The following is an 11,948-nucleotide window of genomic DNA, read 5'->3' on the forward strand; positions in this document are numbered from 1 at the left end:
ACTGGCGCCCGGTACTTGTCGTATGTCAACAAAGGCGCGCCGCATTGCTGTCAGCATGGGCCGAATCCGCCTCGCTGCGCGGCGGCGTTCCTCCTGCTGTGCGACCTCACCCTGGGCTTATCATGCTGCGACGAATCTGGCATTTCCTCACCGACAGCCGCCAACTGACCATCTTCGGCTTCGTGGCGCTGGCCGTATTCCTGTACCTGGGCGCCGAGGTGCTGGAAGTGGCGCTGGTCTGGGCCCTGGCCTTGCTGCTGCTGGCCTTGGTCAGCTGGCTGGGCCTGTGGCTGTGGCGTCGGCGCCGCGCGCGGCGCGATGCGCAGGCGCTGGGCCAGGCCATCCTCAACGAGGCCGAGATCGCCGCCGCGCAGGCCGCTTCGTCGTCCACGCCCAGCAACACGCAGCAGGGCGAACTCGACGCCGTACGCTCGGGCATGTTGGCCGCCATCGAGACCATCAAGACGTCCAAGCTGGGCCTCAAATCGGGCGCCGCCGCCCTGTACGAATTGCCGTGGTACATGATTATCGGCAACCCAGCCGCCGGCAAGAGCAGCGCCATCCTGCATTCGGGCCTGCAATTTCCTTTCGCCGACGGCAAGGTCGTGCAAGGCGTGGGCGGCACGCGCAACTGCGACTGGTTTTTCACGACGGACGGCATCGTGCTCGACACGGCAGGGCGCTACTCCGTCGTCGACGAGCACCGCGGCGAATGGTTCGGCTTTCTCGACCTGCTGAAAAAATACCGGCGCAAGGCGCCCATCAACGGCATTCTCATCGCCGTCAGCATCGCCGAATTGAAAGGCGACCCTGACGTGGGCATGCAACTGGCGCGCAGCCTGCGCAAGCGCGTGCAGGACGTCATCGAACGCCTGGAAGTGTTCGCGCCCCTGTACATCGTGTTTACCAAGGCGGACTTGATCGCCGGCTTCACGGAGTTTTTCGCGGACGCCGAGCGCGGCGAGCGCGAGCGCGTCTGGGGCGCCACCATGCCTTACCAGCGCAAGCTGCCCACGGTCGACTTGCTGGCGTTTTTCGACCAGAGTTTTGATGAATTGCACGATGGCTTGACGGAGCTGAGCCTGGCCAACATGGCGCACCGGCAACGCAAGACGATGGCGCCCGGCATATTCACTTTTCCGCTGGAATTTGCCGCCATCAAGCCGGCCTTGCGCGCCTTCATCGCCACCCTGTTCGAGGAAAATCCGTTCCAATTCCAGCCCGTGTTCCGCGGCTTTTATTTCACCAGCGCGCTGCAGGAGGGCGAGCCCGTCAGCGCGTCTTCGCAGCAGGTGGCGCGCCGCTTCGACCTGGCCTTCGCGCCGGCCCCGGCCGTGGCGCCCTCAGGCGCGCGCCAGCATGGCTATTTCCTGCTGGAGCTGTTCCGCAAGGTGATTTTTGCCGACAAGCACCTAGTGGCCAACTATGCCAACCGCGCCAAGCTGCGCTTCAAATATGCCGTGTTCTTTGCCGCCACGGTGTCGCTGGGCGTCTGCCTGGGCGGCTGGAGCTGGTCCTACCTGGGCAACCGGCAACTGGTGGCCAACGTCGAGGCCGACCTCAATAAAGTGGTGAAACTGCAGGAGCGGCGTCTGGACCTGCAGTCGCGCCTCGAAGCGCTCGAGATTTTGCAGGACCGCATCGAGCAGCTGGAAGCGTACCGCACGCAACGGCCGTGGTCCTTGCGCCTGGGCCTGTACCAGGGCGAACTGCTCGAACGCAAGCTGCGCGAGGAATATTTTGCGGGCGCGCGCCAGGTCATGCTCACCCCAGTGGCGGGCGCGCTGGAAGCCTTGCTGTTCGAGATGAACGCCAGCGCTGACCAGCTGCAGCCCACGGCGCGCACGCCGCAGACGCCGGCCGCCGCGCCCGCAACGCCTTCCGCACCGCGCAGCGTGCAGTACCAGGCGGCCAGCGCGACGAATGTGGAAGATGCCTACAATGCGCTGAAAACCTATCTGATGCTGGCCGATAAAACGCATGCGGAAAGCAGCCACCTGAATGACCAGATGACGCGCTTCTGGCGCGGCTGGCTAGAGGGCAACCGGGGCGCCATGCCGCGCGAGCAGATGATACGCAGCGCCGAGCGGCTGCTGACGTTTTACCTGGCGCAGATGGGCGATCCGTCCTGGCCGCGCGTCGAACAGAAGCTGGCGCTGGTCGACCAGGCGCGCGAAAACCTGCGCCGCGTCGTGCGCGGCATGCCGGCGCGCGAACGCGTGTATGCCGACGTCAAGGCGCGCGCCTCGACGCGTTTTCCCGGCATGACGGTGGCGCGCATCGTCGGCGAGCAGGATCAGGCCCTGCTGGCGGGCAGTTATGCCGTCTCCGGCGCCTTTACGCGCCAGGCCTGGGAAAAGTTCGTCGAAGGCGCGTTTCGCGAGGCCGCCAACCGCGAGTTGCAAAGCGCCGACTGGGTGCTGAAAAGCGCCTCCACCGACGACCTGACACTGGAAGGCAGTCCGGAGCAGATTGAGAAAAACCTCGTGGCCATGTACAAGGCCGACTACGCGGGCGAGTGGCAAAAGTTCGTGCAGGGCGTGGCCGTCGCCGACCTGAAAGGCTTTGACGGCGCCGTGCAGGCGATGAACCGCCTGGGCGACCCACAGGCGTCGCCGATCGCCAAGCTGCTGACGACGATTTACGAGGAAACCTCGTGGGACAATCCGGCGCTGCAAAATGCGCAACTGCGCAAGGCCGAGCGGGGCATCATCGCCTGGTTCAAGGAAACCGTGCTGCGCCGCGCGCCATCGCAGCTGACGGCCAATCCCGGTCTCAATGCGCAGATCGACCCGGCCCGCCTGGACAAACCGATGGGTCCCGTGGGGCGCGAATTTGCGGGCGTGGGCAAGCTGGTGGCGGCCAGGGACAACAATGCCTCGCTGATGCGCGCCTACCTGGAAGCGCTGTCGAAACTGCGCAGCCGTTTGAACCAGTTGAAGAACCAGGGCGACGCGGGACCGGGCGCGCGCCAGTTCATGCAGCAGACCCTGGCGGGCAGCGGCTCCGAGCTGGCCGACGCCCTGAAGCTGGTCGACGAGCAGGTGCTCACGGGGATGAGCGACGCGCAAAAACAGGCGATACGCCCCATCCTCGTGCGCCCGCTGATGCAGACCTTTGCCGTCATCGTCGCGCCGGCCGAACTCGATATCAACAAGACCTGGGCGGCGCAGGTGTACGAACCGTTCCAGAAATCGCTGGCCAACAAATATCCATTCGCGCCCGCGGCGCGCATCGAGGCGAGCAACCTGGAGATCGGCCAGTTCTTCGGCCCCGAAGGCCTGGTGGCGAAATTCGTCACGACGTCCATGGGCCCCTTGGTGGTGCGGCGCGGCGACGTGCTGGCGCCGCGCACCTGGGCCGACATGGGCATCAGCCTGGCGCCGCAGGTGGTGGCGCGCTTCCCCGGCTGGATCGCGCCGCTGGGCGCGGGCGGCGTGGCGGCCACCTCGACGGCGGCGCAGACCGTGTTCCAGATCCAGCCGTCGCCCGCGCCCGGCACCCTGGAATACACGGTGGAAATCGACGGCCAGCAGCTGCGTTATCGCAATACGCCGGCGCAGTGGACGAACATGGTGCATCCGGGGCCGCAGGGCGCGGCGGGCCAGCAAGGCGCGCGCATCACGGCAGTCACCTTCGACGGGCGCACGGTGGAACTGTTCAACGAGCCGGGGCAGTTCGGCCTGAAGCGCATGATCGACGCGGCGGCCAAGAAGCGCAAGGAGGGCGGCGTGTTCGAACTGCGCTGGACGCGCGGCGAGGTGGCCGTGGCGGTCGACCTGAAAATCACCAGCAGCGCGGAAACCTCGGGCGCGGGATCCGCCACCACCGTGCAGGAGCAGGGCTTTCGCGGCATGCAGCTGCCCGAGACGATCGTTGGTGCTCCAGCATCCGCGCTGGCCATCGCCGCCGTTGCTGTAGCGCCAGCGGGAGTGTCGCCATGATGCGCGCGGCGCAGCAGGTGCGCCTCGGCTATTTTGGCAAGATCCCCGCGCGCGGCGACTTCATCAAGGCTTGCGACAATCACGCGCTGGTGCAGCTGCTCGACGACTGGCTGGCGCAGGTCATGACTGCCCTGACGGTGGAACCGCGCTGGAAGCTCAATTACGACGCCTTGCCGCCGCTGCGCTTTGCCTTCGTCGGCACGCGCAGCCGGCGCGCCATCGCCGGGCGCCTGGAAGCGAGCAACGACCAGTCGCTGCGGCGCTTTCCCTTCATGGCCATGGGCGCGCTGGAAGTCGATGACGCCGACGTCTTTGTCGCTTGCAGCCCGCTGGCGCTGGCGCCGCTGTGGCAGCGCGTGGAGCAGCTGTCGCAAGGCATCGTGGCCAGCGCCGAACCGGGGCCGGCCCTGCTGGCGCTGGCCGGCAACGTGGTCGAAGTCGAACCGGCCGCACCTGATCACGCGGCGCGGCTGTCCGCCTTTTTGCAGGCGCAGACCGTGCATGGCCTGCAAACGATGCTCGCTTCGCCCGCGTTCCCCGTGACGGTGCGCGAATTGCTGCTGGGCCTGGGCCTGCTGCTGCGGCCGGTGCGCCAGAGCGGCTTGCCGCGCCTGGAGAAAAGCCTGGTGCTGCCGCTGCCGCAAGACGTGCAGCTGCGCGAACTGGTGGCCAGCTTCTGGCTGCACCTGATCGCGCCTTTCCTGCACCAGGCCGATTTCGAACTGGCGCTGTTCTTTTCCCACGTCGACGAGGCGCCCGTGCTGGTGATCGGTTTTTGCGGCGCCGACCCGCATGGCTTGCGCGCGCTGATCGACCCGCAGGCCGGCTGCGAACGGCTGATCGTCTTCGACCAGCTGGACTGGGTCGAGGAGCAGCTGGGACACGATGCGGCGCTGCGCCAGTTTTCCGCCTGCCTACAGCAGGAGCAGCTGTCGCTGCGCTCGGCCTGCGCCATGTTTGCCGACACCTTTGCCTGAAGGATCGCGATGAAATCTCCCGTCATTTTTCTGCTATTGCTTGCCGCCGCCATTCCCTGCCACTCCCAGGCGCAAGCGCCCCAGATGCCGATGCCGGGGCAGATCCTCGTCACGGGCACTCTGGCCGACGAGGCGGGCAAGGCGGCCGTGTTGGCCCGCCTGCGTGAACTGTACGGCGCCGAGCGTGTGGTCGACCAGATCGCCATCGGGAACGTGGCCGTGCCGGCCAACTGGAACGCTTACGTGCACAAGCTGATCGCGCCGAACCTGAAGCTCATTTCACGGGGCCAGATCACCGTCGACGGCAATAACGTCAGCGTGCGCGGCGAAGTGGCGAACGAGGCGCAGCGCCAGCAGATCGCCAGCGACATCGCCACCAGCCTCAATCCTACCTACATCGTCAACAACGGCTTGCGGGTCAGGGCGGCCGAGGCCGAGCAGGGCTTGCTCGATGCGGCGCTGGATAAACGCATCATCGAATTTGACAGCGGCAAGGCCACCATCACGCCGGCCGGCCTGGTGATCCTCGACGAGATGGCGGCCGTCATGCTCAAGCTGCGTGGACGCAAGGTGGAGGTGATCGGCCACACGGACGACACGGGCCTGCGCGCTAGCAATGTGGCCCTGAGCCAGGCGCGCGCCGAAGCCGTGCGCGCCTATCTGGTCAACAAGGGCGTCGTGGCCGATTCCGTGCTGGTGTCGGGCCAGGGGCCGGACCGTCCCTTGGCCAGCAACGCCACGGCCGATGGCCGGGCGAGAAACCGGCGCATCGAGTTCAGGATCGCACAGTGATCAGGGGAGTGTGATGGTCAGGTGCGCCGGCCGTGGCGCCAGCTTGACCAGGTCCGTATACGCGGCCAGGGTCGTTTGCGTGCCGCGCGTCAGATGCGTTTTCAGTCCCAGGTAGGCGCAGATGGCCAGCAGGGCGAAAATGCTCGACAGCGCCCACAGCGGCACGTCGCTGCCGCGTTTGTTGACCACCTGGTCGGGGCGTTCCGCGCGCGGCGCGAAGCCACGGCTCTTGCCCTTGATGTGGGCGATCTCGTCGCCCAGGCGCGCCGTCAGGTAGCTGAGTTTTTCGCCGCCGTCGATCGCATACTTGCCCTGGAATCCCAACAATAAACACATGTGGAAGACCTGCAGCGCCTGCACGCGCATGGCGCCCTTGCCGCGCAAGGCGTCGAGGCGGTCGAAGAAGTGTTCGCCGGCCAGCTGGTCGCCAAAGATCAGCAGTTGCAGCGGGCGCCTTTCCCACTGCTTGCGCAGGGCGAAAGGCGAGGCCAGGATGATTTCATCGACGGCCGCGCAGAACGCATACTTGGCCGCCTCGATATCGTCGCCATCGGCGCGGATCTTTTTCGCCTCGCGTTCGAAGTCGTCGAGGAAGGCCGTGATGCGGTCCATGAAGCTTTGCTCGTCGCCGGGCGCCGAACCGTGCTTCAGCATGAACAGCATGTAAAAGCCTTCGTGCATCAGGTCCAGCAGGGCGCTGCCGGCGTGCCGGCTGCTGCCTGCAGGGGCGGAACCGCGTTGTCCCAGCAGGGAAGGCGCCGCGCGCCGTTCGATGAGCTGGCTCATGCCGTCACCGCGATCAGTTCGAGCTGCAGGTCGCGTATGCCGGCCGGCACGTAGACGGAAATCGACTGCGCCTTGAGCATCTGCTCATACAGCGCGCCACGGTTTTCAATCGCAAAATAATAGGTGTCGGGGCGCACGGGAATGGCGGCCGGCACTTGCGGCGCATGCGACAGTTTCAGGCCGGGCATGGCCGTGAGCACGCATTTCTCCACGTCGTCGGGCGCGCCCACTTTCACGCGCAGCGGCACCACGTCGACCAGTTCGATGGCGGGCATGGCGGCGCGAATCGCCAGGTACAAGGTGGTGTGCTGGTCGATCTTGCCCGAATCGAGCTTGCCCAGGTAGTACGAGGGCTTGTCCTCGAGCAGGGCGATGGAAAAATACTTCGACGAGATGACGGTGTCGAGCAGTTCGCGGATGATGGCGTCGAGGGCGTCAAAGCAGGCGCCCGGCTGTGCGTGGTCGTAGGCGGGCAGGCTGGCCAGGGTGTAATGCTTGGAGTAGCTGAGCAGGCCGCCGGCCAGGCCCAGCAGCGCTTCGTACAGCCGCTCCGGATGCAGGGCCGGATGGCGCACATAGTGCATCAGGGCGGCGGCGGCCGTGCTGACCGTGTGCAGCAGCCAGAACGAGGACACGTCGCCCGAGCGGAACTCGATCACATTGCGGCTCGGTTCGCGGTGGTGGCCGTGCAGCGCGCTCACTTTCGCCTGCAAGGCGTCGAGCAGGTGTTCCAGCACGCCCTGCAGGCGCGGCGCGCCGGCGATCGCCAGGCTGGGCGCCATGAACGAGGGCACGGGTTCGAAGCCGCCCGACACCGTGCGCCGCAGGGCGATCAGCGGCAGGCAATCGTAGGAGCCGCGCGCTTCGCTGTCGGGAATCAGGCGCACGGTTTTCTTCAGGTAAGCCACGTCGGCCACGGCGGACTCCGTAAACAGGTCGGGCGTGGCGCGCATGGCATGCGCAAAGCGCGTGGCCGCCGGCGTACCTGCGTTTGACCCCTGCGCCGTGTAATTCATGCCTTCGCAGTTGAGGATGGGCAGCGCCGCGTAATACGTCACTTCCTGCACCGCCGGCGGCAGCGCTTCCAGGTCCACCGGCGGGGGCAGGGTATCGCTGCCCGGCGCGCCGTCGCCCAGCGATTCAAACACTTCGCCGTCGCGGAAGATCGCCGACAGGGCTTGCAGGCGCAAGGTGCCCGTCTTCAGTGCCGCCAGGTCCCATTCCATGTGCGCCACGCCCCACAGGTAGGGATGCAGCGCGCTGGCCGTATGATGCAGGCGCGCTTCGTGATATTGATCCTGGCGCTGGAAATGCTGCGGCCGCAGGAACAGGCCTTCTCCCCACAAGATTTTCGCTGCCATGCCCATCTCGATTCTCCTTGAATGTGTGGCGTGTCTGTTCGTGTTACTGGCAGCGTGGGGCCGACAGCGCGGGCATGCCGCTGACGCTCAGCGCGCAGGCATGCAGACCGACGGTGATGCCGCCCCGTTCCGCGTCGGCGGCGGCAATGGTGGCGCGCCAGCGCTGCGCCGCGGGTGCTCGGAACAGGGCCACGACGCCGATGAAATAGGCTTCCTTGCTGACTTTTTCCTGCACTTCGTAGCGCTGGCCCGGCACCAGCAGCACTTCCTTCACTTCCATCAGGTCGGCGCCCAGCGCTGCCTTTTCGCGCTGCGCGTCGAGGAAGCTGTCGTAGGGCGCCTGTTCGAAGGCAGCGCTCTGGCGCAGCTTGTAGATACGCGCCACCAGCGCCAGCGGCCGGCCGTCGGTATCCGTGTTGAGGCGCTGCGCCGCATGCAGGCGGATGCTGACGTTGCGCGGCGGCTTTTGCGCGTCGGGCAGTTCCGGCGGCGGCTTGGCCACGCCCGCCATCTGCAGCGCAGCGTTGGCGAGGTTGCCGATGGCGCCGCCCGCACAGCCGGCCAATAGCAAGGCCATCATCAGTAGCGCGGTGGCGCGGGCCGGGTGATGGAGCGGGGCGTCAGGTGGCATGGGCGACCTTTGCGAATTGAAGGGTGGAAATAAAAGTGTTGCAGTCATTTAAACGCATGCACTGGCGGCCTGCTTGCGTTGGCGCAAGATCGGTCTGCGATCAAGACAATTACTGCGCCAGATCAGGATTCCTGTCGCTGCACGCGGCTGTGGAGTGGAACTTCTTCTTTGCTGATTAATCTCAATTTGGCAAAAAAGTTGCCGGTCAATAATAGTCTCCACCAAGGCGCCGCCCATTGTTCCCAGCGGTAGCGTCCTCCACGTGAAGGAGTACCCCGATGAAGCCAGCCACCATGTTGCCCCGTATTGCCTGCCTTGCCAGCGCCTTGCTGCTCACCGCCTGCGCCACGCCAGAGCAGCCGGCGCCCCAAAAACCTGCCGCGCCGACCTTGGCGCAAGTGATGAGCGAGGCCGATGCGGCCGCGCGCGCCGGCCAGTTCGAGCGCGCCATGACCCTGCTCAAGGTCGGCGGCGGCAGCTACCCGGCCGACAAGGCGCCGTGGCTGCAAATGGCGCAGATGAAGTTCGACCGCGGCCAGTACGGCGACGCCATCGGCCATGCGCTCGAAGCGCTGGAACGCGACCCCGACGACAAGGTGGCCAACAGCATCGTCGCCGTCAGCGGCTTGCGCCTGTCCGGCAAGGCGCTGGCCGACCTGTCGCGGCAAAACAATCTGAATGGCTCGCTGCGCTCGGAAGCGCAGGATCTGGCCAAGCTGCTGCGCGCGAGCATCGGCGAAGAGGTGCTGCTGCCGCCGGCCAAGCGCCCGCCGGCAGCCGGCAAGCGGGCGGCCGGTTCCGGCACGCCGGCGGCGAAGGGCGCGGCGGCGCCAGGCAGCGCGGCCGATCCCTTCAGCGGCCTGAAATAAGCGAGCATCCCCACCATCCCCTTGCAAAGGAAGCGACATGTCCAAGTCCGACAGCGTGCAAAAGCGCCTGCAGAAGATACGCGCGCCGCGCGTGCAAATGACCTACGACGTCGAGATAGGCGACGCGATTGAAAACAAGGAGCTGCCCTTCGTGGTCGGCGTGCTGGGCGACTTTGGCGGCAATCCGGACAGCGAAAAAAAGCGCCTGAAGGACCGCAAGTTCGTCGCCATCGACGGCGCCAATTTCGACGAAGTGCTGGCCGGCGTGGAACCGGTGGCCCGCTTCGCCGTACCGAACCGCCTCAGCGAGGCGGGCGGCACCTTCGCCGTCGATCTGCATTTCCGCTCGATGGATGACTTCCGCCCGGAATCGGTGGTGCGCCAGGTCGACCCCTTGCGCAAGCTGCTCGAAGCGCGCACCAAGCTGGCCGACCTGCGCAACAAGCTGGCCGGCAACGACAAGCTGGAAGACTTGCTGACGGAAGTGCTGAACAACACGGACAGCCTGGCCACCCTGAAACCGCAGTTCCCAGCGCAGGAGGATTGAGATGAGCGCCCAGGCAGAAGCCCCAGAAGCCCTTGCTGTATCCACGCCCGCTGCGCCGGCCGCCACCGATTTGCTCGACCAGATCGTCGAGCAAAGCCGCGTCGCCAAGTCCGGCGCCGAACATGCGCGGGCACGCGACCTGATCTCGGAACTGGTGGCGCAGGTGCTCGACGGCACGGTGCTGATGTCCAGCAGCCTGTCGGCGACCTTGGACGCGCGCGTGGCGGAAATCGACCGCCTGATCTCCGCCCAGCTCAGCGAAATTATGCACGCGGCGTCGTTCCAGCAGCTCGAGCAAAGCTGGACGGGGCTGCGCTACCTGGTCGGCAATTCCGATACGGGCACGCGCCTGCAGATTCGCATGTTCAACGCCACCAAGCGCGAACTGGTGAAGGATTTCCAGGCCGCGCTGGAGTTCGACCAGAGCAGCATGTTTAAGAAGGTGTATGAAGAGGAATTCGGCACCTTCGGCGGCGCGCCGTTCGCCGCGCTGCTAGGAGACTTCGCCATTTCGCGCCAGCCGGAAGACATGTATTTCGTCGAGCAGATGTCGCATATCGCCGCCGCCGCGCACGCACCGTTCATCGCCTCGGCCGCGCCGGAACTGTTTGGCCTGGAAAGCTATGGCGACCTGGGCAAGCCACGCGACCTGGCCAAGGTGTTCGACACCATCGAGTACGCGAAATGGAAGGCCTTCCGCGAATCGGAAGACGCGCGCTACGTTGGCCTGACCTTGCCCCGCTTCCTGGGCCGGTTGCCGTTCAATCCCGTCGACGGCACCACGGTCGAAGGTTTTAACTTCGTCGAGGAAGTCGATGGCAGTGACCATCACAAATACCTGTGGTGTAACGCCGCGTATGCGTTTGGCAGCAAGCTGACGCGCGCCTTTGCCGACTATGGCTGGTGCGCCGCCATCCGCGGCGTGGAGGGCGGCGGCCTGGTGGACGACCTGCCGACCCACACCTTCAAGACGGACGAGGGCGACGTGGCCTTGAAATGCCCGGCCGAAGTGGCGATCACCGACCGGCGCGAAAAGGAATTGTCGGACCTGGGCTTCATCTCGCTGGTGCATTGCAAGAACACGGCGTATGCGGCGTTTTTCGGCGCCCAGTCGGCGCAGAAAAGCCGCAAGTACAACAGCGACGCGGCCAATGCGAACGCGGTGCTGTCGTCGCAGCTGCAGTACATCTTCGCCGTCTCGCGCATCGCCCATTACATGAAGGCCATGATGCGCGACAAGATCGGCAGCTTTGCCGCCGCCTCCAACGTGGAAGATTTTTTGAACCGCTGGCTGATGCAGTACGTGCTGCTCGACGATAACGCCAGCCAGGAACAGAAGGCGCAGTTCCCCCTGCGCGAGGCGTCCGTGCAGGTGCATGAAGTGCCGGGCCGGCCCGGCGTGTACCGCGCCGTGTCGTTCCTGCGGCCGCACTTCCAGCTCGATGAATTATCCGTTTCGCTCCGACTGGTCGCGGAGTTGCCGAAGTCGACCAATTCCTGATTCATCCATCTTTCAACCACAGGAGCACACCATGGCAATCGATGTATATCTGCAGATAGACGGCATCAAGGGCGAGTCCACCGATGACAAGCACAAGGACTGGATCGAGTGCAAATCGGTCAGCTGGAGCGTCGAACAGCCAAAGTCCGCCACCGCGTCGACGGGCGGCGGCCACACGGCCGAACGCTGCGAGCACAAGGACATCGTCATTTCCAAGCTGGCCGACCTGGCCTCGCCGGTGCTGCTGCAGACCTGCTCGGCCGGCAAGACCATCCCCAAGGCGCGCTTCGAATTCATGCGCGCCGACGGCCAGGGCGAGCGCGTCAAGTACTTTGAAATCGAAATCGAAAATGTGCTGATCGGCGCCGTGACGCCGAACGTGGAAGAAGGCGACATCCTCGGTGAGCACGTCGGCTTCAAGTTCTCGAAAGTGAAGTGGAAATACACGCAGCAAAAAGTGACGGGCGGCGCCGGCGGCAATACCTCGGGCGGCTGGGACCTGGCCGCGAACCGCGTGGCTTGAACGATGGTGCGCGGCGC

10 protein-coding genes are annotated in these 11,948 nt (G+C 65.5%); 7 read left to right on the forward strand and 3 right to left on the reverse strand.

The genetic code is table 11. The annotated features are described in order from the left end of the window. The first annotated feature begins 122 nt into the window (after window positions 1-122). Genes tssM through ASN89_RS27655 form a run of 3 tightly spaced genes read left to right on the forward strand, consistent with a single transcriptional unit; the run spans window position 123 to window position 5,713 of the window. Complete coding sequence (gene tssM, locus ASN89_RS27645; protein WP_152988722.1) at window positions 123-3,944, forward strand: type VI secretion system membrane subunit TssM; 3,822 nt, start codon at window positions 123-125, stop codon at window positions 3,942-3,944. Beyond that, window positions 3,941-4,921, forward strand: coding sequence for a type VI secretion system-associated protein TagF (gene tagF, locus ASN89_RS27650; protein ID WP_058051446.1), 981 nt, complete (start codon window positions 3,941-3,943; stop codon window positions 4,919-4,921). The genes tssM and tagF overlap by 4 nt, the downstream gene beginning before the upstream one ends. Window positions 4,922-4,930: 9 nt before the next feature. Next, window positions 4,931-5,713: an OmpA family protein gene (locus tag ASN89_RS27655; RefSeq protein WP_058051447.1), complete on the forward strand. Its 783-nt coding sequence runs from the start codon at window positions 4,931-4,933 to the stop codon at window positions 5,711-5,713. Here the strand turns inward: ASN89_RS27655 and icmH are convergent, their stop codons facing one another. The 3 genes from icmH to tssJ are packed head-to-tail and all read right to left on the reverse strand — an operon-like array spanning window position 5,714 to window position 8,491. Then, the gene (icmH, locus tag ASN89_RS27660; RefSeq protein ID WP_058051448.1) at window positions 5,714-6,499 is read right to left on the reverse strand and encodes a type IVB secretion system protein IcmH/DotU; all 786 of its coding nucleotides are present in this window, start codon (window positions 6,497-6,499) and stop codon (window positions 5,714-5,716) included. It lies immediately after the preceding gene. Continuing rightward, a complete protein-coding gene (gene tssK, locus ASN89_RS27665; protein ID WP_058051449.1) occupies window positions 6,496-7,866 on the reverse strand; it encodes a type VI secretion system baseplate subunit TssK in 1,371 nt (456 codons plus the stop codon). Before tssK ends, icmH begins: the two co-directional genes overlap by 4 nt. A 37-nt stretch (window positions 7,867-7,903) precedes the next feature. Next, window positions 7,904-8,491, reverse strand: coding sequence for a type VI secretion system lipoprotein TssJ (gene tssJ, locus ASN89_RS27670; protein WP_046683819.1), 588 nt, complete (start codon window positions 8,489-8,491; stop codon window positions 7,904-7,906). Between the two features lie 278 nt (window positions 8,492-8,769). On the opposite strand from tssJ, the gene ASN89_RS27675 reads away from it, so the two are divergent. Genes ASN89_RS27675 through ASN89_RS27690 form a run of 4 tightly spaced genes read left to right on the forward strand, consistent with a single transcriptional unit; the run spans window position 8,770 to window position 11,931 of the window. After that, the gene (locus tag ASN89_RS27675; protein WP_058051450.1) at window positions 8,770-9,360 is read left to right on the forward strand and encodes a hypothetical protein; all 591 of its coding nucleotides are present in this window, start codon (window positions 8,770-8,772) and stop codon (window positions 9,358-9,360) included. Window positions 9,361-9,397: 37 nt separating this feature from the next. Next, window positions 9,398-9,907, forward strand: coding sequence for a type VI secretion system contractile sheath small subunit (tssB, locus tag ASN89_RS27680; RefSeq protein ID WP_058051451.1), 510 nt, complete (start codon window positions 9,398-9,400; stop codon window positions 9,905-9,907). 1 nt (window position 9,908) lies between these two features. Then, complete coding sequence (gene tssC / locus ASN89_RS27685) at window positions 9,909-11,408, forward strand: type VI secretion system contractile sheath large subunit (RefSeq protein ID WP_058051452.1); 1,500 nt, start codon at window positions 9,909-9,911, stop codon at window positions 11,406-11,408. Window positions 11,409-11,439: 31 nt separating this feature from the next. Then, window positions 11,440-11,931 carry an Hcp family type VI secretion system effector gene (locus ASN89_RS27690; RefSeq protein WP_034750126.1) on the forward strand — a complete coding sequence of 164 codons (492 nt, stop codon included), beginning with the start codon at window positions 11,440-11,442 and terminating at the stop codon, window positions 11,929-11,931. Window positions 11,932-11,948 lie beyond the last annotated feature (17 nt).

The organism is Janthinobacterium sp. Ant5-2-1 (genome assembly GCF_001445815.1).
Classification (GTDB): domain Bacteria; phylum Pseudomonadota; class Gammaproteobacteria; order Burkholderiales; family Burkholderiaceae_D; genus Janthinobacterium; species Janthinobacterium lividum_E.